This is a genomic window from Cyclobacterium sp. L-R (assembly GCF_056859355.1).
The window spans coordinates 248563-269996 of the sequence record NZ_JBSXOH010000073.1; the positions used below are offsets into that span (position 1 = coordinate 248563).

A 21434-nucleotide genomic window follows, 5' to 3' on the forward strand; every position below is an offset into this window, starting at 1 on the left:
ATTATGGTCTTGTGTTTTTCTGATTTATTGATTCGTTTTTTAGTGATTTGTCAAAAGAATCGTTTGTTCTGTTTTGTGCGCCCTGGTTTGATCTAGGCATGGGTGGGCCTTTAGTAATGTATTGCCTTTGCTAAAGCTTACCAAGCCACTTTAATAAGGTATTGTAAGGTTTAGACCAAGTACGTTGAAACCTAAGCGGACCATTTAATTCACGTTCAAAGAAAGGCAGGTGATGGGCATTTAAATATGCTATTCGTTCTCTCTTCTTTTGGTTGGTGCCTGTTTTCTTTCTTTTGCTCTGTGGGGTTAGCCTATAATAGAAACCAATAAATGGAAGTTGAATGACTTCGCCTCCATATTTTAACATTTTGATCCAAAATTCCCAATCCTCACGCCCCATGGTCATGTCTTCAGAAAACCCACCAATGGCTAAAAAATCTGATTTTCTAAAAAGTGCGGCCACAAAAATCATGTTGTCTCTAGCTAGTTTGTTGCGGCTAAATGACTTTAGTTTCCATGGCTTTTGTAAAGTTGAGTTGAATTTTACAGCTTGGCAATAGACTACTTTTACCTCTGCTTGCTGTTCCAATGTTTCCACAGCTTTTTCCAAGTATTCTGGAGAGATAAGGTCATCACCATCCAAGGGTAAAATGTAATTGCCTAAAGCAGCCTTGATCCCTCTGTTTCGAGCTTTGGCCACTCCTGAGTTGGGCTGGTCCAGTACAGATATTTCTTTGTGTTTTTCGCTTAGCTTTTGGGCAATTTGCAAAGAGTTATCACTGGATCCATCATTAACAATTATTATCTGTATTGGTCTATAGGTGGAGGACAATACGGATTGTACGGTTTCTTCAAGATAAGCTCCCTGATTGTAACAAGGAATGACAATGGATACCAATGCCTTTTTCATCAGTTAAAGAATTTTTGGAAGGTACTATCAATTGGTGATTTCAGTGCCAAGGTATTAGGACCAAATTTCCGAGTGGAATATTGGTTCTCTTTTAATAGATGTAAGCAGGCCTCGTAGTCCTTTTCGTTTAATCCCACATTTTCAAAGATAATCGCTTTAGGTTTTGTTTGTGCGATGTCAAAAATGCGAATAACTTCCAAGTCATAACCTTCCGCATCGATTTGCAATAAGTCTATTTGTTCTAGCTTGTACTTATTTATAAGACTTTTAGGAGAAATGACCTGCACATTTTCATGTGCCACCCATTTGCTTTTATCTTTTGGGATTTCAATACCAAATTTCCTGCAATTGGAGGCCACTATTCCATCTTCAAAGGCTTTTAGCACTTTGTCTTTGGAAAATGAAGTAAGGCCGGTAGCCCAGCGCATGTTAGAAAAACCAATTTTATAGATTTCCTGAACACCATCTTCTTCTCCGATGGCTGCGCAGATTGTCTTTATGCCCTTATTTTTGGCGTAAATTTTCTTAAGGAATTGATGGTAAACACCTGGAAGAGGTTCGAGCAATACCCCTGACCAATTGTCTCTTTTTATAAACTTATGTATAGGATCATGGGTTATGCCATCATTGGCACCTATCTGTATTACAGTGAAACCATCTTTTTTTGTACCTGAATATAGACTTAAAAATTCACTTAGGCTTCCTTCTTTAGGCTTGTATAGATACTTGTAAAACCCAATAAAAGCAGGATTGTTAGACGCACTTAAATTGAAGCGAAATGCTTTCCAATTTCCCTGCAATTTCCGTTTTAAGGAAATTAATGATAGTTTTTTGTGCATCAATCAAAGTTATTAATTTTTGGGTGCTTTGCAAATAGAGCGTATTTTATTAGTTGATCAGTACCTGGTAATTCATTTTTAGCAGGTACTGATCAATGTTTCAAGTATAATTTATAGTAAGCCTCTAAATTGACTGAGAAAGCGGATGTCATTTTCTGTAAATAACCTTAGGTCATTGATTTGATATTTAAGCATGGCAATTCTTTCTATGCCCATACCAAAAGCAAATCCGGTGTATTTTTCAGGGTCAATTCCACAATTTTTAAGCACATTGGGGTCCACCATACCCGAACCTCCAATTTCTACCCAACCACTGCCTTTGCAAATATTGCAACCTTTTCCATTGCAGAGTTGACAGGAGATGTCAATTTCTGCACTTGGTTCGGTGAAAGGAAAGAAGGAAGGTCTGAAACGTACTTGTGTGTTTTTTCCAAACATCTCTTTTGCAAAGTGGAAAAGTGTCTGCTTCAAATCGGCAAAGCTAACATTTTCATCTACATAGAGACCTTCTACTTGATGAAAAATACAATGGGCCCTGGCGGATATAGCTTCGTTTCTAAATACCCTTCCTGGAGAAAGTGTACGAATTGGAGGTGCTTCATTTTCCATTACGCGTACCTGAACAGAGGAGGTATGTGTCCTTAAAGCAATATCAGGGTTTTTCTCTATGAAAAAGGTATCCTGCATTTCACGTGCTGGATGATTTTCAGGGAAATTCAATGCTGTAAAGTTGTGCCAATCGTCCTCAATTTCAGGTCCTTCAGAAAGGTTGAAGCCAATTCGCTCAAAGATGGTGACTATGCGTTGTCGCACAGCTGTGAGCGGGTGGATTCCACCAACAGGCCAAACAGTAGGAGGCAATGTAAGGTCTTGATCAAGACTTGCACTTTTTTGGCTACCACTTTCAGATTGAGCGATCAATTCCTTAAATTTTTCTTCAGCCAAGTTTTTTACTTCATTGACTTCCTGGCCAAATGCTTTTTTCTGTTCATTTGGAATGTTTCTCATTTCAGCAAAAAGGGCACCTATAACGCTCTTTTTACTTATAAACCGCATCCTATAAGCTTCTAGTTCTTCTGCATTTGTAGCTGTTGCTGATGCTATTTCGGCTTTAATCTGGTTTATTTTTTCACTTTGCATGTGGGGATCGATCTTTGTAAGAACACAAATCTAAAATAATTTTTTGAGGCGACCTATCTTTTAAAAGAGTAAAGGTTATTTGATTTTGCGTGGACTGTACAATGCCGATTTGTTACTACCCTTTTAAAACCTTTATTGCTATTATATATAATAAAATTCTTTTTACAGTATATTTTGGGAGAGCTTATTATATGATGTAGCTTCTTTAAGCGCTCTTATTTTTTCCAATAGTTGTCTGCAAAACCTCATTCCTCTGTATTTTTTGTCTGAAAGTCATAAACATTTTTTTGGGCTAAATTATTAGTTTATTTGTGTTTGTTATCAGGAGGTTTAACAGTATAAGAGCCATTTTACACTAGAAGAAAATTAATTACACAATGAAACATCTATTATTATTAGCGTTAACAGTCTTTCTGTTTGTGCGTACTAGCGATGCTCAGACAAATACCAAAAATACCATTTATTTAGGTTATTCTTTTATTGAAGCTGATAGGTTTACAGGTGGGAATCTATCATCAAAAGGATTTGAAATTGGCTATTCACGGTACATCAATGATCGATTTTATGGAGATATATCCTTTGGAAAATTTAATTTCGAAGGGAAAGGTAATGGCTTTTTTTTGGAACCTGAAGAAATGGATTACTTTAATATGTCCACCTTTACATTTGGCTTGGGCTATGATTTCCACCAGTCTGAAAAGGTAATCCTATCAGGTGAATTGGCTTATTTGCGACATGCAACCCACGAACTTTTAGGTGAATTAACCAGTCAAGGTGTTACTTTCAGAGAGATTGGTAATCTTGTGACGCATGCACCAAGGCTGCAGCTTAAAGCCAGGGTTTTCTTGACTGATAATTTGCAGTTGGTGCCTGCCGTTGCCTATGGAATAAGGTTCAGAAGTCAATATACAAGCTATTGGTTACGGGCAGGTCTGGCCTATTCTTTTTGATAAATGAATTAGTATACAATGATTACAAAGGAGCCTCGGTCAGTACTGGGGCTCTTTTGGTTTTTGTGGAATGTAGTTTTGTACGAGGGATTGCCTTACAATTCTAATGTGCCTCAGTCCTTTTAGTTTTTCGTTGATTTTGTATGAGGCAAAATTTTTCTTCTATTCTTCCTCCTCTTTTTTGGGGATTTTGGGTTGCATTAGGCCTGAACTACCCATTAAACCTGAGAAGGTGGCCTTCCACATATAGTTGAAGACAAACTTATGGGGTACTCTTTCTACATAAATAGTAGAAGGTACTAGTCTATTGAAAAGTGGGCGGGGATTGTTTTTACGTAATGCCAAGGCATTTATTACGAAGGTTAAAATTCCTTTTCTTCCTCCCGCTCCCTGTAAGGTCCTTTCGTCAAGAAGTTGAACTTTTAAGTTGTTGTATTTTAAAACCATCTCACCAATGGCGTGGTTCTTATCTGCAACTAAATGCCAATTCCCTTCTTTAATCGACCCTCTTTTTACGGTCACAAATGCATTTGTGGCTAAAATTGAGTTAATGGCAGAAAGTTCGAAAGGTCCAACACTTGCATCTACGGCTATTGGGTAAGGGTCTATAAAACTCATGGTTAATGAAGCCTTCAGGGCTGCTGATTGGTTTAATCTAAAAGTGGCTTCAACTTTAGGGCTACCCCTATTTTCCCCAAATTCCCCTAACCTAAATGGGTACATTTTCGCATTGAACTGATCAAAAGTGATTCTACCCGGCACCATTCCTTTTATAGGAAATTCCCTGTACCTCAACAAGCCGTCTTCAATAATCAGGGTGTCCATCTCGATCACCTGTGAAGACAACTCCATCAGTTGTTGAGGCATCATTTTGATTACCGTGGTGTCTTCTTCTATCCGTTTGTCTCTAAAGACCTCCAATTTTGGCCTTTCAAGCCTCATGGTGACAGCCTCTAGCTTTTCTTCAGCGATGAATTTTTTCAGATCAAGCCCTTCAATAACTATTCGGGGAACGTGCAATTCCATGGCATCCGTTTGTTTTCCTTTTATCCTGGCATAGGAAAACCTTCCTACTCTAGGTAAAAAGTGGACATTGTCTAACACGAGTTTGTCAGTGGACACCATTAATTTACCAATTCTTACCTGGTTTAGGCTGTCCGGCAGATTTAAAACATAATCTTTAAATTCAAACCGAAAATCTTCATTAAAGAAGAAATCAGAACTAAAAGTCTGTTTTTGAGTAAAGTCAAAATTGAGCTCACTTAGTATTAAGCGGAGATTGTTGAACGCCCTTTGCTTTGTGGTGTCAGTCTTGTCTTTTAATGCAAAACTTCCTCCTTTGAGTTTAAAGTTTCTGATCAATATACTTTCCAGTATTTTTCTGGTTATTTCTTTTTCTTCTTTAGGGGGCAATATTATGGCAGGCTCTTCCTTGTTGAGGTACAGGCTGACTTCAGGGTCTGTGAGCTGTAACAGAGAAACATCCAAAATTCCGGTCTTTTGAAAACTAGTAAGGGAACGGGTGTTAATCGTGACCTTTGGAATATGGGCGTTAATTATAGGGCCTTTCAGGTTTTCAGGTAAATCCTTAGGTACCACGTTGACATTCTCAATTAATATTTCCTCTTCTCTTGAGTCCAGCTCAATTTTAGAAAAGGTAACGGTATGAATACTGTCTTTTAAAGCCAGTGAAAAATCATCTACCTCCAAGGCCATGGTAGAGAAAAAACTCGCTATGTCTCCTTGAGATAGCATAGTGGAATCTAGAAGGAAATCAGCGATTGCAATGTTTATTCCAGTATTAATAAGTTCGAGGTCATTTCCTTCCTGGTAGTTGGCCACATTGAAAGAGCCATTGGTAGCCAATATGGAGTCAATCTTTATGACATCAATTGTTTTTGGTAGGTTTCGGCTTTTCTTTTTGACAGAACCAGGTTCCACTTTGCCCTTATTGAAATTTCTGTTTATTGATAAATTGACCTCAGCATCAGAAAACCTTAGCTTCGTAAGTGCAAGGGTGTTATCAAATAGAAAAGCCTCAAGATCAACACCACTAAAACTCAGGTCGGGAAAACTGGCCTCAATACTGACCTTTGCTTTCAAGTCCTTATTCGGCATTAGTTTTACATTGAAGGTGTTGATTTCTTCTTTGGCAGAGTTGAAACCTATTCTTCCTGCAACTATACTGTATTTGCCATTGGCAATATTGAACAGGTAATTGTTTAGGTTAACATCCACTTCGTCTGAAAAAAAAGTGCGGTTGGCTGAGGGATCTATATTTTCATCCAGGTAAAAGTTCCTGATCTTAATAGAAATGTCATTTTCGGCAAAGGACCTAAAGCGCTCGTTGGCAAAATTTTCATAGTTGAAAGTACCATTGTCGGTGCTTAGAGAATCTACACTGATTACTTTGAAATAATTGGTTACTAGTTCGAGTATGTCACCCCGCTCTAATTTTTCTTGTTTTCGTTTGTCCTTTGTAATGTACTTGGTCCAATGAATTATTGGACTTGGTATATCAATGTGATTGATATATAGCTTTTCCTGGAAATAGGCTTGATTAATGTCTACTCCTGTGGCAGAAAATTCGGGGATTTCAATATCCAAAACGGTGGTCCTGCCATATTTATCCAATAAAGGTAGTACTGCCTCTGGAGAGAATGGTTTTAATTTAAACCCATCAACATGCAATAAATTCTTTTTGGTATCAATAAGGATTTTATCGGCAACAAACAGGTGTAAGTTATCCGATAACTTAAGTGCATAATCGTCGATTTCAAGCCTAAGGTTGTCCGCAAGAAAAATTCTCGCTGAGGTGTCTGACATGTGCTTATCGTCCAACTGAAAATTTTCTAAAAGAAAATTTATCTTACCAAATGCTAAGCTGTCTTGTCTGATCCTAAGGTGATTGTCCAAAACCAGGCTTCCACTCTCTACTTCAAGTTTTTGAACATATACGGCTTTGAAGAAACCTTTGGTAAGCTCCTGCAAATCGGTCATTTGTGTTGGTTTGTCTGTTTCAGAAGAGTTCCCTAAAATATCCTTGATCACTACATCGGGAGAATTGATCAATAATTCACCAATATCAATGATGTTTTCATTGTATACTTTTCTCAAATTGGCATTTGCGAATTCCAATAAGGGTACTTTTATTTCAAACAATGAGGCATTTGAAAGACTATCCTCATTTACCTCAGGTTTGAGTTCTATTTCATTGATTTTTACCCTATCATCAAAGGTAGAAAGGTATATTTTGTGTCCTGATACCCAATGTATTTCATCTGCCAAAGCAATTCTTGCTCTGTCAATTTTTAAAGTGGCATTTTTGGCATATAAAAAATTGTCTTTTTTCAACTCCTCGTCTGACCCCAGATAAACATCTTCCATAGAGAATTGGATGTCATCAGCTTCTATCCTGTTTTTATTTGGGTTTAAAACTCCCCTCTGTAAAAACTGTCCATTTCCTATGGTAAGGGATTTGATGGTAATTGATTCCAGTAAATCCTTAACCAAGCCATACAAGTCAGTGTCTCTAACTTCCTCGTCCATGGCATTTCTATCCGTGTAAAGGGTGAAGTGAGGGGCATCAAGAGCTAAATCACCTATAGCTACTTTCGATGTCTGAAACATTTCCATGATGTCTGCGTCAGCAAGGGCAAGCTTTTCAAGGAGAATTTCATAATATACATCGGCAGTTTTTTCCAAGTTTGGAGAGACTTTTACCTTATTGGCTAGAATTTGTTTTTCCAAAGAGGAAACAGCCACGGTTTTGGCGGTGACTTTGTGAATACTATCTGCTAGCAAAACCTCAAAATCATCAAAGTCCAGACGAAAACCTTCAATTCCAAAAGGGATGTCTGCTTTATCATCTCCTTTTAAGTGAATGTTTTTGAGATACAAATTGGTATTGGCAGCCGAAATGGATTTTTGGCTAATAAAATTTTCGATCAATAGGTTGGCTTGATCGATGTAAAAATCATCGATTATAATTTCTTTTAAAGAACCATTCAGTGATTTTTTTATTTCAATTTCAAGCTGTTTTAAAGGGCTGTTTTTTTCATTTTCAACAAGCCCAATACGTTGTTTTGACTGTACTATTGGGGCTGTTAATCTTAGTTCCTGAGCGGATAATACACCTTCATCACGATTGAAATTTAGTCCTAAAATATCTAGTTGATCAACTGAGATTTTATAATAGGGGATTTTTTCGGCATCGAAAATGGCAGGATTGACTGGAAGAAGTTGGAAATTTTCAACAAAAATGCCACGCTGAAACAGCGAAAGGTAGACCCTTTCAAACTCTACCAGGTATTTGCCCTTGGAAACCTTTTCAACTTGCTGTTTTATATATTCTCTAAAGAGCCAATCGGCTCCAAAAAAAAGCATTAGTTGAATTGAAACGATTACCAGGGTAAGAACTGAAAAAATTTTAAGAAATCGTTTTCTCTTTTTTCCAGATTTTTTGATATCTATTTGTTCTCCACTCATTTTTCAGTTCAAGAATACAAAATAAAGGGGATATTACTTAAGAAAGAATGGGAAAAGAAAAATTTGAACGTCGGAAAATGAAAAAGCCGATGAATATATATTAACGTATATTCATCGGCTTTAGTATCGATGCTGTAGGGGAAGGATTCGAACCTCCACGAGGTTGTTAGGCAACACATTGAGCTCGATGTGTGCTTTGTCCAATACGCCGGATAAACCGGATTCCTCACCCCCGAGACAGGAGGGCATGTCTGCCAATTTCAACACCCTACAGTGTTTTAGAACGTTATCAAATAAAGATTGAATCCAAAGTGGACAACAAAATTTTATATTGATGTAACAAATGTAATAAAACATCGAGGTTAAGAAAATATTTTCATTAAAAATATTAAAATTTTATAATAATGATAAAAATGGGTGCTGTTTAAAATAAATATGGAAATTTAGTATCCTGAATTATTAGAGTGATTAGAAATTCAATAATCGCTATTTTTCGAACTTTACGTAATTTTCCCACTTCTCAATAACACTTAACATATCCTGTGGCATTTCTGCTTCAAAATATATTTCTTCCTCGGTAATTGGATGTATGAAACCAAGAGATTTTGCATGAAGTGCTTGTCTCGGTAATATTTGAAAACAATTTTGAATGTAGGCTTTGTACTTTGAGTATTGTGTGCCTTTTCTGATTTGGTCTCCGCCATAAACTGCATCGTTAAATAGTGGGTGGCCAATGTATTTCATATGCGCTCTAATCTGATGCGTTCTACCGGTCTCAAGTACGCAGCTCAACAAGGTGACATAACGAAGCCTTTTGATTACTTTCCAGTGGGTAATTGCTGATTTACCTGCTTCACCATCAGGATAGGCTTGCATTACTTTTCTGTCTTTTATACCTCGGCCTATGGGTACGTCTATGGTTCCTTCATCTTCTTCAGGTTCTCCCCAAACCAAGGCAACATATGTTCTGGCGATGGAGTGGTCGAAAAATTGTTTGGCTAGATGGCTCATTGCTTTTTCAGATTTGGCAATAACCAATAGGCCACTTGTGTCCTTATCAATTCGATGTACCAAACCTGGCCGACCTGAATTTCCAGGAAGCTCCGGTAAGTTGTTAAAATAAAAAGCCAGTGCATTGACAAGTGTACCTGTCCAGTTTCCATGTGCCGGATGCACCACCATCCCTGCAGGTTTGTACACTACCATCAGATGGTCATCCTCATACCTAATATCCAACGGAATTTCCTCGGCTATAACATCCGTCTCTTTGCGGCTTTTTTCCATAGCAAAAGTAATCACATCACCAGCTTTGGTCTTGTAATTGGCCTTCACTACTTCCCCGTTGACTTTTACGATTCCTGAAACAATGCTTTGTTGAACCTTGTTTCTGGTGGCATAAGCCAGCTTGTCAGTGATGAATTTATCAATCCTAATGGGTCTTTGCCCGGGATCAACACTCAGTTCGTGGTGGTCAAAAAAGCTGTCCTCCTCAGGTAATTCTTCATTTGTGATCTCTGTCATGGTACAAAATTAGGATTTGATCAAAAACTATAAGAGTTTTGACCTTAAATCATTGAATTATTTTATTTTGGCCCTTAAAAAACCAGCTATCTATCAAAAGATCTTGTGTCCTTTATTTACTGAAAGACAAATAGAAGTCACAGTAAAAAGGCTGGATCTTCTTCATCCAGTGGTTCAAGGTAATAAATTTTACAAACTACATTATAATCTTCAGGCTGCGAAAGAACTCGGCCATGATAAGGTTTTAACCTTTGGTGGAGCCTATTCCAATCATATTCATGCGACAGCAAATGCGGCCACAAGCAATGGGTTGAATTCAATAGGTATGATCAGAGGAGAGCTCATTGCACCTCTTAATCCAACCTTAACGGATGCTCAAAATCAGGGGATGGCTCTACATCCTATGAGTAGATCCGAATACAGAGAAAAAGACAGTCCTACCCTACTTGAGCGCTTAAGGCTCAGGTTTGGAGATTTTTATCTAATTCCTGAAGGCGGAACCAATGCCCTTGCTATTAAAGGAACCAAAGAAATCCTTAACGATCAGGATTTAAGTATGGACTATGTCACCGCTCCAATAGGTACAGGCGGAACCTTTGCCGGGCTTTTGGCAAGTGCTTTACCGAGTCAAAAGCTGATAGGCTTTTCTGCCTTGAAAGGGCAGTTTATCAATTCTGAAATTGATGATTTGCTTCAAAAGCATAAAATCGACCCCAAATGCACCTACGACATTCAAACTGCCTACCACTTTGGTGGATATGCCAAACACAAGCCCGAATTGATACAGTTTATAAAAGAACTGAAGCAAAATTCAAATCTACCACTTGATCCTGTTTACACGGGAAAGATGATGTTTGGCCTCTTTGACTTGATTCAGAAAGACTACTTTCCCAATGGCAGTAAAATACTGGCTATACACACAGGTGGATTGCAGGGTGTCCGTGGCTTTGCACAAAGACTTGGCATAAAGCTATAAGGCAAATGTGCAATAGGTTTCGTAGTGACTATATCACTTTATGAAAGCGCTATTGCACATTTCGGGTTAAACAGCTCCTGATGTTTCGACTTTGGCTAAAATAGCTTCATAGTCCAGGTTGTTCCAATTTTTTGTAACATTGGGATCCTTCATTACATCGTCCATGATTTTTTCTTGAAGCTTACCTATGGCGTAGGCTTCAGAATAGCGCATGTCTGAAAAGGTAACCATACTGTATAAAGGCTGCCATTCATTAGGATACAATTGGTGAAGCTTGGCCTCTATTTTTTTTCTTATCAAAAATTTGGGATCTGCTATATCGTCACTCATCTCCACAAAATTATCCATGGCCAGTTGGCAGATGGCATCTGTGTCTGGTTTCCTTTGTTTCTGAAATTTTTCAAATACTAAATCCCAGGAAGAGGTACCATATTTCTCTATTAAATTATCGAGGATATAACAGTCTTCAAAACCACAGTTCATTCCTTGCCCGTAAAACGGAACCATCGCATGAGCTGCATCACCTATTAGTAATGCATTGTTTTCTGTCCAAGGGTAGCACTCAGTATTGATAAGTGCAGAGGTAGGGTTGTTTTTGAAATCAGCCAGTAAGTTTGGCATCAGGTCAAAAGCATCATTGAAGTAAGTTTTGAAGATTTGGACCACATCCTGGTCATCATAGATGTTCTCAAAACTTACTTTGTAACCCTCGAAAGGCAAAAACAAGGTACAGGTAAAAGACTTGTCCAGATTTGGCAAAGCAATGAGCATGAATTTTCCTCTTGGCCAGATATGAAGGGCTTTAGGATCTAAGGCAAACTCCCCAGAAGGTGTTGGAGGAATATGGAGTTCTTTGTAACCATGAGAAATGAATTTTTGGTAAAAATTAAATCTCAGTTGGCTTTGAAAGGCATTTCTAAGGGCAGAAAATGAGCCGTCAGAACCTATCAATATATCGGAGACCATGTGCTTCTCTTCTCCATTTTCCAGACAGAATTCCACTTCTCTTTTAGAAACATTAACCCTCTCCACCTTGTGGTTAAAGTAAATATTTGCCCCCAATGCTTCTGCTTCGTCCAGAAGAATTGCATTGAATGCGTTTCGACTTATGGAATAGATGGCTTGATTTTCCTTACCATAAGGTTGGAAATAAGTACTACCATGTTCATCATGGATTCTTCTTCCGGACATAGGTAAAGTATAAGGCATTACTTTGTCTTTAATGCCAGCTTTTTCGAGGGCTTTCCATCCCCTGTAACTTAAGGCCATGTTGATGGACCGGCCTTCTCCATACTTTTTTATTTTTCGCCAGTCCTGGCGTTTTTCGTAAATGTCTACATCCAATCCTCTTTTTTTGAGGTATATCGCGAGCAGGGATCCAATGAGTCCCGCACCCAATAGGTCTATTTTCTCTTTCATTATTTAAATAGGTTTAATACTTAGGGTTCAATCGTTCAGGGAGTTTTTGAGAATTTGACTAAATTCATAAACATCCTGAAAACTATTGTACATGGGTGTTGGTGCCAACCTAATTACATTTGGATTTCTCCAATCGGCTACCACATCCTTTTCAATCCAGAAATCAAAAACACGCTTTCCTTTATGTTGGATCAATAAAGAGAGTTGGCACCCTCTATCTGTTGGTTTTAAGGGAGTTATAATTTCTAACGAATTTGTATCGCTTATCGTTTCACGAATTGCAAATTCCAGGTATGAAGTCAATAGTTGACTTTTTCTTCTTAAATTCTCTATTCCTGCCTTAGCAAACAGATCCAGAGAGGCTTGATGGGCTGCTAATCCCAATACATTGTCATTACTTACTAACCAACCATCTGCACCCTGCATATGTTTGAATCCTTTTTCCATTTTGAAACGTTCTTCTTCGTTATGTCCCCACCATCCGGCGAATCTGGGTAACTGATTATCGTTACTGTGTTTCTGGTGGACAAATATCCCTGAAACGTTTCCAGGTCCAGAATTGAGGTATTTGTAGCTGCACCAAGTGGCAAAATCTACTCCCCAATCATGCAATTGTAGAGGTATATTGCCTACGGCATGGGCAAGATCAAAACCGACTATTATGTTATTTGCTTTGGCTTCCTTGCTTATCGCATTCATGTCGAATAGCTGGCCAGTATAATATTGTACTCCAGAGAACATGATTAAGGCCAGATCATCTTTGTGACTGCGAATTAGCTCCAGAATATCTTCCGTACGGAGTACATGTTCATTAGGTCTTGGTTTCGCTTCAATGATGGCCTTGTCTGGAGAGAAACCATGGTATTTGACCTGAGATTCTAAGATGTACTGGTCAGAAGGGAAAGCACCAGCCTCAGTTAGAATTTTGTATTTTTTGCCTTTAGGCCTATAAAAGGATACCATCAGCAAGTGTAGGTTTACACTGAGACTGTTCATGGCCACGACTTCCAACTCACTTGCTCCGAGCAAGTTGGCCAATTGGGCTTTGGATGGTTTTCTAGCATCTATCCAGGGGACATCTCCTTCAAAATGTCCATCTACTCCCTTTTTCGCCCATTTTTCTAAGTCTTTCGACAGATAATCACTTACTGAGCGGGGCTGTAAACCAAGGGAGTTTCCACAAAAATAGATGACTTGTTTGCCATTTTTTTCTGGAATATAAAACTTGTTTCTAAAATCGCGCAATGGATCATCCTGATCCATTTTATGTGCAAATTCAGGGGTCAAGCTAAATTCAATATTGTCCATAGGGGAATGGATAGAGTGAGTGCACCTGATGATTCTAAATTCAGATGAAGGTAGTAAGTTTATTTATGCATCACTGTTCCGCACTTTTTACATTTGGTATTTTCAGGGTTGGCCCAGAATCTATCCATGATTGGCGGAAGTTGATTGACTATATCAGTAATGGTGGCGTATTCCTCATAGAGTTTATGGTCACAATTTTCACAAAACCACAAGAAACCATCCTTTTCTCCAGGTTTTCTATACCTTTCTATCACTAGCCCTATGGTATCCGCAGGTCTTCTTGGACTATGTGGTACCTTAGGAGGCAGTAAGAAAACTTCTCCCTCTTTAATTGAAATGTCTTTCATTTCACCATCTTCCACTATCTTCAGCGTAATGTCGCCTTCTACCTGATAGAAAAACTCTTCACCTTCATTGTAGTGGTAGTCTTTTCTAGAATTTGGTCCACCTACCACCATGACAATAAAATCATCATTCTTAAGGTACATTTGCTTGTTCCCTATTGGCGGCTTTAATAAATGACGGTGATCATCGATCCATTTGGTGAAGTTGATTGGTTGAGAAATGGCCATAGTCTGAATTAAGTTAATGATACAGCCTCTTTGTCTGTTGATACTTTTATCCGGGTGAAAGACAAACAAAGGGCAGAAGTCCAAAATTATAAAAAAAATGCTATTATTTAACTATAAAGGCCAGAGCATTGAAAAATAGGTGAAAATGACTTCAAATACGGTTTTTAAGCATGATTTTGATATAATTCTTTTAGACCATAATTATTAAATCCGTATTCCATAACTTGCTCCCCTTATGCATGCCAAGGAATAAATTATGTTTTAACCCGGATTATGTAATAGAATGTCTATTGCATATTTCGGGTTTAAATATGCTTTTTTAACTAAGAACCTTTTAATTTTATCAAAAGGAATCAATAATCATTATTTCTCAAGCTTTATGTCATCCCACCATTTTGTAAAAGACCAACAAGAACCCGCACTTCTTGTATTGACTGATGAAATTGCAGCTACAGACTTACTTCCTTCTTTACTGGAGTGGGTGCCTTTGGTATTGGTAACCCAACAAAATGTGCATAAAATAATGTCCCTAGGAATCAAAATTGATGGGATAATTGCTGATAAGGAGTTTCAGGATGACAATGCCATTTTGCTTGAAGAACAATACCCTATATTTTATATTACAGTGGAAAAGGAGTCATTTTTAACCGCAGGCTTGAAATACCTTCTACTAAAAAATCACAAAGCTGTAAATATTCTTTCCTTTGACCCTTTAGATTCAGAGCAACTTAATCCTTATATGCTTGAAATGGACATTGTGTTTTTTAATAGTGGGATCAGGTACTTTCCGGCAAAAAATGGTAAAATTAAGAAATGGTTGCCAAACTGTTCCATTCAGGTGCATGGAAGAGAAGGGCAGTTTGTAGAACACCAATCTAGTTCAGGTGCTGATGTTTTTCCTATCACCTATGCCACCTTTTTAGAAGTTGAAGAAGGCTTGCAAACCTTCAGTAGCAATGAGTTATTCTGGCTTGGTACTTTTGTCTAATTCCGTTTTTTTACCATAAACGATCCTGTCCTTGCCATTGATGTCTTGGTAAATTTGTATGTCTGAAAAGCCTTCTAATTTCATTTGTTCGACCACTTCTGCTCCAAAGGCTTCGTTGATTTCAAAATACAGGTAACCATTGGACTTCAAGTTTTCTCGGGCATGTTTAGCAATGGCTTTATAAAACCTTAAGGGGTCACTATCTGGCACAAACAAAGCCAACTGTGGCTCATGTTCCAAAACATTTTTCTGCATCAGAGAGCGTTCCCTTTCCAAAACATACGGTGGATTACTTACAATAAGGTCAAATGTTCCCAGTTGCAAATCAGCTTGGAGAATGTCTTTTTTCACGAAATTAAGCTTTGCATTTAAGGTCTCCGCGTTATGCTTTGCAATCGCAAGCGCGTCACCACTTATGTCAATGGCCGTAACTTCAGCCTTGGCACATTCCAGAGCAAGGGTAATGGCTATACAGCCCGATCCGGTACCAAGGTCAAGAATTTTTACCTTTCCCTTGTGTTTTTGTACGATGAGTTGTACCAATTCTTCTGTTTCATTTCGGGGAATCAATACTCCGGGAGCCACATGAAAGAATCTTCCATAGAATGGAGCTTCACCTAAAACATATTGTATGGGTTCTCCTGCGATCAATCTGGTAAACGCTTTTTCTAATGACTCAGGGATAATGCCGATAGGGCTATTGTTCAGTATATCTTTTCTACTCACAGATAAATGAGATTCAAAAATCCACATGACCAAGGTTTTTGCTTCTGAGTCAGGGTAAATGGAGGTCAATTCACTGACGTAATGCTTGTAAAGTGTTCGTAAATTCATTGGGTTACTAATTTCTCTCTCCCTCTGTCATTAATAAAAAACCAAAAATAGATGGCCCCAATACCATAGCAGACCAAGTCAAAAGGATCGCGGACATAAGTGGAAGACCATGCAGGCAAAAGGCCTTCAAATAAAAAACCAAAATACAGCAGGCCTATGATAACTTGTTTTCTACAAAAAACCATTTGTTTGTTCTTTGCATATATCCATCTAAAAACCTGTAAGGTAATGCCAAGGACTACAGGAATTGCCAATAGATCATCCAGATAGCTGTGTAAAAATGGCAAAAACAGGCCTTGAATCTTTTCGAGGTATTGGTTGGCCCAGAACAGTATACATGGGGCCCAGAAATAGGGATTTCGGATTATTGACATTACCCGGGCAAAGCTGCGATTAACCAGGCGATAATTGTGATTATGGTGATGTAGAGGCTATAGAAGAAATTGCCCACCTTTTTTGATTTTTTTACAAAATCGCTGTCATCCTCCTTAATGAAGAAGACCCATTGTTCTTCGTTGATTTTTTTTTGAGCAGCCCTTTTTTCTTCAAAAGCCAGGTCGGTTTTCGCCAGAATTTCACCACAATGCTCACAAGTATCGCTTAAATTTTGATTCCACTCGGACCATTTGCCACAATTTGGGCATTTTTTTTCTCCCATGTTGGCAAAAATACCAAAATTTACAATCTAAGCCAACAGGTCTTATAGCTCATAGTAATATTCCCCGTACATATTTCTCTATATTTGTAGCTTAATTAAAAATGCCTATATGAAGCTCTTTCCAAATACAGTCAATGCAGTTGTCAAAGCATTGGAGGAAATATTTGACAATAATCGCTATGCTGATAAAGTAATCGAGAAAGTTTTAAGATCAAACCCTAAGTGGGGTGCAAGGGACAGGGCATTTATTGCTGAAAGTGTCTATGAGATTGTTCGCTGGAAAAGGTTGATAGAAAAACTGAGTCCTTCGAATGATTATTACCAATGGTTTGGTACTTATTGGGTTTTACAAGACAGGACTTTGCCTGACTGGAGAGAATTTAAAGGTATTAATGGTGAGAAAATAAGGCACTATAGAAGTAAAATTTCCGAAAGGGCCATTTTACAATCTATTCCTGACTGGATGGAGGAAATGGGTTCTTCTCAGTTGGGAGATAAGTGGGATGAAGAAATAAACAGTCTCAATGAGCAAGCCCAGGTGGTTTTGCGTGCGAATACATTGAAAACTGCCAGGACTGATCTGAAAGTTAAACTGGAAGAACTGGACGTCAAGGCATATATTCCTAGGGAATATCCCGATGCATTGGTGTTGTTAAAACGTAAAAATGTTTTTAGGACGCCACTTTTTAAAGAGGGGTTATTTGAAGTCCAGGATGCATCTTCACAGATGGTAGCTGCTGCTTTGGAAGTTGAGCCAGGAATGCGGGTAATTGATGCTTGTGCTGGTGCTGGTGGTAAAGCTTTGCACTTAGCTGCATTGATGGAAAATAAAGGTAGAATATTGGCAATGGACACCGAAGGTTGGAAGTTGCAAAATGCCAAACTAAGGGCCAGAAGGGCAGGAATTTCTATCTTGGAAATAAAACCTATAGAAAGTAACAAAACAATCAAACGTCTCCATGAAAGCGCAGACAGGTTGCTTTTAGACGTTCCTTGTTCTGGTTTAGGGGTTTTGAAAAGAAATCCTGATACAAAATGGAAACTAAGTGAAGAATCCATTGGCAAGGTGCAAGTGCTTCAAAAAGAGATCTTGTCTCAATACCCTTCTATGCTTAAGCCAGGAGGGATCATGGTTTATGCAACATGCAGTATTCTCCCATCAGAAAATAACAAGCAGGTGGAGGCTTTCCTTGCAAGTGAGAATGGACAAAATTTTGAGTTGATAGAAGAGACCCAGGTGCTTTCTCATGAAAGTGGATTTGATGGTTTTTATATTGCGAAAATCAGAAAGAAAAATTTCGCAGAAATGGCATGAGACCATTGGTTCTAGGCATAGGTTTAGCTATAGTTTTATTGTCCTGTAAGGAGGAGAAGGACAGATCAATTTCCATCAATAAAATATTGGTTATTGGTAATAGTATAACCATCCATCCGCCAGACCCTTCAATCGGGAGGAACGGCAACTGGGGGATGGCTGCTAGTGAAGCTGATCAGGATTATTTTTCCTTGTTGAAGGACAATCTTCAAAGTTATTTTCCAGATTTGGAAATGATAAGGGAGAATGTGTATCCCTTTGAAAGGCAATTTGAAACGATTGATTTTGAACAATACAGTCACCTTAGGGAGTTTGTGGCGGATGTAATTATTATAAGGTTAGGGGAAAACAATATAGATGCGGAGCTTTCGAATTGGAATCTAGCTGAGTCCATTCAAGATTTTGCTTTTTACCTTGGTACGACAAACACTAAATTTATAATTGCCACTACTTTTTGGCCAAGCCCTAATGTTAATGAACAGTTGCGCCATGTTGCAAGTCAAAACCATTGGGAGTTCGTTGATATTTCTGCTTTCGGTAGAAATCCGGCGAATATGGCTATAGGCCAATTTGAAGATAATGCGGTGGCTTCCCATCCAAATGATCAAGGAATGCTAGCCATAAGTAAGGCATTGTCAACGAAAATATTAGCCATAGAATTATAGAGGGCTCCAAAGATTATTTCTTTTAGAGGAAACATTTTTAATTATTTTAACTTTTTTTTCAGCAAAGTGTTGATCCGCATATTAAAAACATTGTATCTTTGACGGGCAAATAGGGTTACTAACCATTTGCCATGAATCCAAACACAGATAAATTTCTCTTTGAAGCACTAACCTACGATGACGTGCTTTTAGTACCGGGATATTCCGAAGTACTTCCCCGCGACACAAACACCTCTACGCAACTTACCAAGAACATCCGATTGGAAATTCCATTGGTTTCTGCTGCTATGGACACCGTTACAGAGGCTGAATTAGCCATTGCCATTGCCTTAGAAGGCGGGCTGGGATTCATCCACAAAAACATGTCTATCGAAAAGCAGGCAGCTCAGGTTCGCAAGGTAAAAAGATCCCAAAGTGGGATGATACTTGATCCCATTACATTAGATATTGATGCTAAAGTAAAGGATGCGGAAGCCATCATGAGTGAATACAATATTGGTGGAATTCCTGTTGTGGATGAGAACAGATTTCTTAAAGGGATCATTACCAATAGAGATCTTAGGTTTATCAAGGACTTAAATCGACCTATCAAGGAAATCATGACCATGGAGAATCTAATTACTGCCAAGGCAGGAATTAGTCTTGAAGAGGCGGAAGAAGTGCTACAGGAATACAAAATTGAGAAACTTCCTATTGTAGATGAGGAATACAAGCTTACAGGCTTGATTACCTATAAGGATATTCTTAAACGCAGAGACAAGCCACATGCCTGCAAGGATCAGTTTGGTCGTTTACGCGTAGGAGCTGCTGTAGGTGTAACCGGAGATATTGAAGAGCGTGTAGATGCATTGGTAAATGCAGGAGTGGATGTAGTAAGTATAGATACTGCTCATGGTCATTCTAAAGGAGTAATTGAAACCTGTACTAAAATTAAAGCAGCTTTTCCAAGTCTGGAAGTAATTGTAGGTAATATAGCTACTGCTGAAGCCGCAACTGCTTTGGCTGATGCGGGTGCTGATGCTGTAAAAGTTGGCGTAGGCCCGGGTAGTATTTGTACAACACGGGTAATTGCAGGTGTTGGTATGCCTCAGTTGTCAGCCGTTATGGAATGTTCCAATGCTTTAAAAGGAAGGAATGTGCCAGTGATAGCAGATGGTGGTATTAGGTATTCGGGAGATGTAGTGAAAGCCTTGGCTGCAGGTGCTGGATCTGTTATGATTGGATCTATTTTAGCTGGTACTGAGGAAGCTCCTGGCGAGATCATTATTTTTGAAGGAAGGAAATTCAAATCCTATCGTGGAATGGGTTCCCTTGAAGCCATGGAATCTGGGTCTAAAGACCGCTATTTCCAAGATGCAGAAGAGAATGTTAAGAAATTGGTTCCAGAAGGAATTGTAGGTAGAGTTGCTTTTAAAGGCTTGGTTTCTGAAGTACTTTATCAGTTGGTTGGAGGCTTGCAAGCAGGTATGGGCTATTGTGGAACAGGCACCATAGATGACCTTAGAGAGAAAGGTAAATTTGTAAAAATAACTACTGCTGGTGTGAGAGAATCACATCCTCATGATATAAGCATAACTAGAGAAGCTCCAAATTACAGTGCTAAAATGTAGTTATAAGGTCTTTCTTTGATTTTCGGCAATAAAAAAAGCCAGCGAAAATTATTTCGCTGGCTTTTACTTTATTTTCAGATTAGGCTTAATCCATGCCTAGAAATTCTACATCAAAAACCAATACCGAATTGGCAGGGACTCTTTCTACACTTTCGCTATCCTGATACGCATAAGGCGAAGGGATAATGATGGTAGCTTTAGATCCACTTCTCAATCTTTGGAAACCAAGGGTAAATCCCTGAATAGCCCCTCCTTGAGAAGAGCTTAAGCCTAGATAAAAGTTGAAGATGTCATATTTTCTATTTTCATCGTAGATGTCATTGGCGGTAGCCACATCTTCCAAATTAGAGTCGAAAACAGTTCCATCTAACAAATAACCTGTGTAATTGGTATAGATAACATTTCCTGAAACAGGTCTGGACCCAGTGCCTTCCTCTTCCACTATGATTACCACTCCAGATGGATCATGTATCCTGTAAAGGCTATCGTAGTCGGCAGTTTTTAAGTACTCATCTATTTTTTCCCTGTCAATGGCCAGATTACCTTCATTGTCATAGGTTGGATACCCAAAACCGCTAAGTTGATCGTCACAGGAAAATCCTAGGGCCGCCACGAAAAAAACAATAATTATTTGTCTAAAACTCATCCTTTAATTATTCAAATGATTAAGGCTGGTATGGCCGATTTTCGGTCAGGTCTAATTCAAATACCAAAACGGAATTTGCAGGAATAGAGCCTGCAGACTGGTTTCCATAGCCATAGGCTGAAGGTATCAGGGCAGTGGCTTTTTCACCTTCTTTCATAAGAGAAAGTGCACCATGCCATCCACTGATAACACTGGATACTCCTAGAATGACCTTGTAAGGCTCATAATCCCGGCTTTCATTGAAGAGATTGTTGTCTCTGGCAGTTTGCTCAATAGAAGTATCAAATACAGTACCGTCCAATAACATTCCAGTATAATCCACTGCAAGTGTATCTCCTGCCACAGCCACTTGACCCTCTTCTACTACCTCAGTAAACAATAGTACAATACCTGTTCCTTCAAGGGTTTCCTTCTTCATGTATTCGTCAGGGAAGTTTTGGATATAAGTTTCAATCTTTTTGAGATCTTGCTCATAAATCACATCCAAGTTCTCTTCATCAGAGATACAGGAACCCAAAAAGGCCAATAGGGGCAACAATGCCCAAAATTTCATACTTTTTTTCATGGTAGGTATTTATATTATTGTTACTTGGCA

General features: G+C 38.6%; 19 protein-coding genes. 6 read left to right on the forward strand and 13 right to left on the reverse strand.

Annotated elements, in window-relative coordinates:
* Positions 1 to 130: 130 nt before the first annotated feature.
* The 3 genes from AC13EX_RS13235 to AC13EX_RS13245 all read right to left on the reverse strand — a co-directional run bounded on the left by AC13EX_RS13235 (position 131) and on the right by AC13EX_RS13245 (position 2889).
* A complete protein-coding gene (locus AC13EX_RS13235; protein ID WP_482893039.1) occupies positions 131 to 910 on the reverse strand; it encodes a glycosyltransferase family 2 protein in 780 nt (259 codons plus the stop codon).
* Positions 910 to 1749, reverse strand: a complete 840-nt coding sequence (locus tag AC13EX_RS13240; RefSeq protein ID WP_482893040.1) for an FkbM family methyltransferase — start codon at positions 1747 to 1749, stop codon at positions 910 to 912. Before AC13EX_RS13240 ends, AC13EX_RS13235 begins: the two co-directional genes overlap by 1 nt.
* Before the next feature lie 111 nt (positions 1750 to 1860).
* Positions 1861 to 2889 carry a phenylalanine--tRNA ligase subunit alpha gene (locus AC13EX_RS13245; RefSeq protein ID WP_482893041.1) on the reverse strand — a complete coding sequence of 343 codons (1029 nt, stop codon included), beginning with the start codon at positions 2887 to 2889 and terminating at the stop codon, positions 1861 to 1863.
* A 377-nt stretch (positions 2890 to 3266) separates the two neighbouring features.
* Between AC13EX_RS13245 and AC13EX_RS13250 the strand changes: the two genes are divergently transcribed.
* The gene (locus AC13EX_RS13250) at positions 3267 to 3839 is read left to right on the forward strand and encodes a hypothetical protein (RefSeq protein ID WP_482893042.1); all 573 of its coding nucleotides are present in this window, start codon (positions 3267 to 3269) and stop codon (positions 3837 to 3839) included.
* A 162-nt stretch (positions 3840 to 4001) separates the two neighbouring features.
* Here the strand turns inward: AC13EX_RS13250 and AC13EX_RS13255 are convergent, their stop codons facing one another.
* Positions 4002 to 8327, reverse strand: a complete 4326-nt coding sequence (locus AC13EX_RS13255; RefSeq protein WP_482893043.1) for a hypothetical protein — start codon at positions 8325 to 8327, stop codon at positions 4002 to 4004.
* A 486-nt stretch (positions 8328 to 8813) separates the two neighbouring features.
* On the reverse strand, positions 8814 to 9848 hold the full coding sequence (locus tag AC13EX_RS13260) for an RluA family pseudouridine synthase (protein ID WP_482893044.1): 1035 nt from the start codon (positions 9846 to 9848) through the stop codon (positions 8814 to 8816).
* A 16-nt stretch (positions 9849 to 9864) separates the two neighbouring features.
* Here AC13EX_RS13260 and AC13EX_RS13265 point away from each other — a divergent pair, with 16 nt between their 5' ends.
* Entirely contained in the window at positions 9865 to 10824 is a 960-nt protein-coding gene (locus AC13EX_RS13265) for a 1-aminocyclopropane-1-carboxylate deaminase/D-cysteine desulfhydrase (RefSeq protein WP_482893045.1), read from the forward strand.
* 66 nt (positions 10825 to 10890) lie between these two features.
* Here AC13EX_RS13265 and AC13EX_RS13270 read toward each other — a convergent pair whose 3' ends face one another.
* Genes AC13EX_RS13270 through AC13EX_RS13280 form a run of 3 tightly spaced genes read right to left on the reverse strand, consistent with a single transcriptional unit; the run spans position 10891 to position 14123 of the window.
* Positions 10891 to 12243, reverse strand: a complete 1353-nt coding sequence (locus AC13EX_RS13270; protein WP_048641417.1) for an FAD-dependent oxidoreductase — start codon at positions 12241 to 12243, stop codon at positions 10891 to 10893.
* Positions 12244 to 12270: 27 nt separating this feature from the next.
* On the reverse strand, positions 12271 to 13551 hold the full coding sequence (gene kynU / locus AC13EX_RS13275; protein ID WP_482893046.1) for a kynureninase: 1281 nt from the start codon (positions 13549 to 13551) through the stop codon (positions 12271 to 12273).
* 59 nt (positions 13552 to 13610) lie between these two features.
* On the reverse strand, positions 13611 to 14123 hold the full coding sequence (locus AC13EX_RS13280; RefSeq protein WP_482893047.1) for a 3-hydroxyanthranilate 3,4-dioxygenase: 513 nt from the start codon (positions 14121 to 14123) through the stop codon (positions 13611 to 13613).
* Positions 14124 to 14502: 379 nt separating this feature from the next.
* Between AC13EX_RS13280 and AC13EX_RS13285 the strand changes: the two genes are divergently transcribed.
* The gene (locus tag AC13EX_RS13285; RefSeq protein ID WP_482893048.1) at positions 14503 to 15111 is read left to right on the forward strand and encodes a thiamine pyrophosphokinase; all 609 of its coding nucleotides are present in this window, start codon (positions 14503 to 14505) and stop codon (positions 15109 to 15111) included.
* On the opposite strand, the gene prmC is transcribed toward AC13EX_RS13285, so the two are convergent.
* The 3 genes from prmC to AC13EX_RS13300 are packed head-to-tail and all read right to left on the reverse strand — an operon-like array spanning position 15085 to position 16603.
* The gene (gene prmC, locus AC13EX_RS13290) at positions 15085 to 15945 is read right to left on the reverse strand and encodes a peptide chain release factor N(5)-glutamine methyltransferase (RefSeq protein ID WP_482893049.1); all 861 of its coding nucleotides are present in this window, start codon (positions 15943 to 15945) and stop codon (positions 15085 to 15087) included. The two genes, AC13EX_RS13285 and prmC, sit on opposite strands and share 27 nt — an antisense overlap.
* Entirely contained in the window at positions 15942 to 16319 is a 378-nt protein-coding gene (locus AC13EX_RS13295; protein ID WP_482893050.1) for a magnesium citrate secondary transporter, read from the reverse strand. The genes prmC and AC13EX_RS13295 overlap by 4 nt, the downstream gene beginning before the upstream one ends.
* Complete coding sequence (locus AC13EX_RS13300; RefSeq protein WP_048641411.1) at positions 16319 to 16603, reverse strand: hypothetical protein; 285 nt, start codon at positions 16601 to 16603, stop codon at positions 16319 to 16321. Before AC13EX_RS13300 ends, AC13EX_RS13295 begins: the two co-directional genes overlap by 1 nt.
* Before the next feature lie 109 nt (positions 16604 to 16712).
* On the opposite strand from AC13EX_RS13300, the gene AC13EX_RS13305 reads away from it, so the two are divergent.
* The 3 genes from AC13EX_RS13305 (at position 16713) to guaB (ending at position 20193) form a co-directional block, all read left to right on the forward strand.
* Entirely contained in the window at positions 16713 to 17918 is a 1206-nt protein-coding gene (locus tag AC13EX_RS13305; RefSeq protein WP_482893051.1) for an RsmB/NOP family class I SAM-dependent RNA methyltransferase, read from the forward strand.
* Complete coding sequence (locus AC13EX_RS13310; RefSeq protein ID WP_482893052.1) at positions 17915 to 18583, forward strand: hypothetical protein; 669 nt, start codon at positions 17915 to 17917, stop codon at positions 18581 to 18583. The genes AC13EX_RS13305 and AC13EX_RS13310 overlap by 4 nt, the downstream gene beginning before the upstream one ends.
* A 131-nt stretch (positions 18584 to 18714) precedes the next feature.
* On the forward strand, positions 18715 to 20193 hold the full coding sequence (gene guaB, locus AC13EX_RS13315) for an IMP dehydrogenase (RefSeq protein ID WP_048641408.1): 1479 nt from the start codon (positions 18715 to 18717) through the stop codon (positions 20191 to 20193).
* A gap of 85 nt (positions 20194 to 20278) precedes the next feature.
* Here guaB and AC13EX_RS13320 read toward each other — a convergent pair whose 3' ends face one another.
* Complete coding sequence (locus AC13EX_RS13320; RefSeq protein ID WP_048641407.1) at positions 20279 to 20839, reverse strand: FKBP-type peptidyl-prolyl cis-trans isomerase; 561 nt, start codon at positions 20837 to 20839, stop codon at positions 20279 to 20281.
* A gap of 19 nt (positions 20840 to 20858) precedes the next feature.
* Positions 20859 to 21404, reverse strand: coding sequence for an FKBP-type peptidyl-prolyl cis-trans isomerase (locus AC13EX_RS13325; protein WP_482893053.1), 546 nt, complete (start codon positions 21402 to 21404; stop codon positions 20859 to 20861).
* Positions 21405 to 21434: the final 30 nt, after the last annotated feature.

Bases quoted from the DNA above. Each gene is read 5' to 3' on its own strand.
- AC13EX_RS13255 (WP_482893043.1), bottom strand. From the start codon at position 8,327: ATGAGTGGAGAACAAATAGATATCAAAAAATCTGGAAAAAAGAGAAAA.
- kynU (WP_482893046.1), bottom strand. From the start codon at position 13,551: ATGGACAATATTGAATTTAGCTTGACCCCTGAATTTGCACATAAAATG.
- AC13EX_RS13245 (WP_482893041.1), bottom strand. From the start codon at position 2,889: ATGCAAAGTGAAAAAATAAACCAGATTAAAGCCGAAATAGCATCAGCA.
- AC13EX_RS13295 (WP_482893050.1), bottom strand. From the start codon at position 16,319: ATGTCAATAATCCGAAATCCCTATTTCTGGGCCCCATGTATACTGTTC.
- AC13EX_RS13250 (WP_482893042.1), top strand. From the start codon at position 3,267: ATGAAACATCTATTATTATTAGCGTTAACAGTCTTTCTGTTTGTGCGT.
- AC13EX_RS13270 (WP_048641417.1), bottom strand. From the start codon at position 12,243: ATGAAAGAGAAAATAGACCTATTGGGTGCGGGACTCATTGGATCCCTG.
- AC13EX_RS13310 (WP_482893052.1), top strand. From the start codon at position 17,915: ATGAGACCATTGGTTCTAGGCATAGGTTTAGCTATAGTTTTATTGTCC.
- AC13EX_RS13325 (WP_482893053.1), bottom strand. From the start codon at position 21,404: ATGAAAAAAAGTATGAAATTTTGGGCATTGTTGCCCCTATTGGCCTTT.
- AC13EX_RS13260 (WP_482893044.1), bottom strand. From the start codon at position 9,848: ATGACAGAGATCACAAATGAAGAATTACCTGAGGAGGACAGCTTTTTT.
- prmC (WP_482893049.1), bottom strand. From the start codon at position 15,945: ATGAATTTACGAACACTTTACAAGCATTACGTCAGTGAATTGACCTCC.
- AC13EX_RS13280 (WP_482893047.1), bottom strand. From the start codon at position 14,123: ATGGCCATTTCTCAACCAATCAACTTCACCAAATGGATCGATGATCAC.
- AC13EX_RS13285 (WP_482893048.1), top strand. From the start codon at position 14,503: ATGTCATCCCACCATTTTGTAAAAGACCAACAAGAACCCGCACTTCTT.
- AC13EX_RS13305 (WP_482893051.1), top strand. From the start codon at position 16,713: ATGAAGCTCTTTCCAAATACAGTCAATGCAGTTGTCAAAGCATTGGAG.
- AC13EX_RS13320 (WP_048641407.1), bottom strand. From the start codon at position 20,839: ATGAGTTTTAGACAAATAATTATTGTTTTTTTCGTGGCGGCCCTAGGA.
- AC13EX_RS13235 (WP_482893039.1), bottom strand. From the start codon at position 910: ATGAAAAAGGCATTGGTATCCATTGTCATTCCTTGTTACAATCAGGGA.
- AC13EX_RS13240 (WP_482893040.1), bottom strand. From the start codon at position 1,749: ATGCACAAAAAACTATCATTAATTTCCTTAAAACGGAAATTGCAGGGA.
- guaB (WP_048641408.1), top strand. From the start codon at position 18,715: ATGAATCCAAACACAGATAAATTTCTCTTTGAAGCACTAACCTACGAT.
- AC13EX_RS13300 (WP_048641411.1), bottom strand. From the start codon at position 16,603: ATGGGAGAAAAAAAATGCCCAAATTGTGGCAAATGGTCCGAGTGGAAT.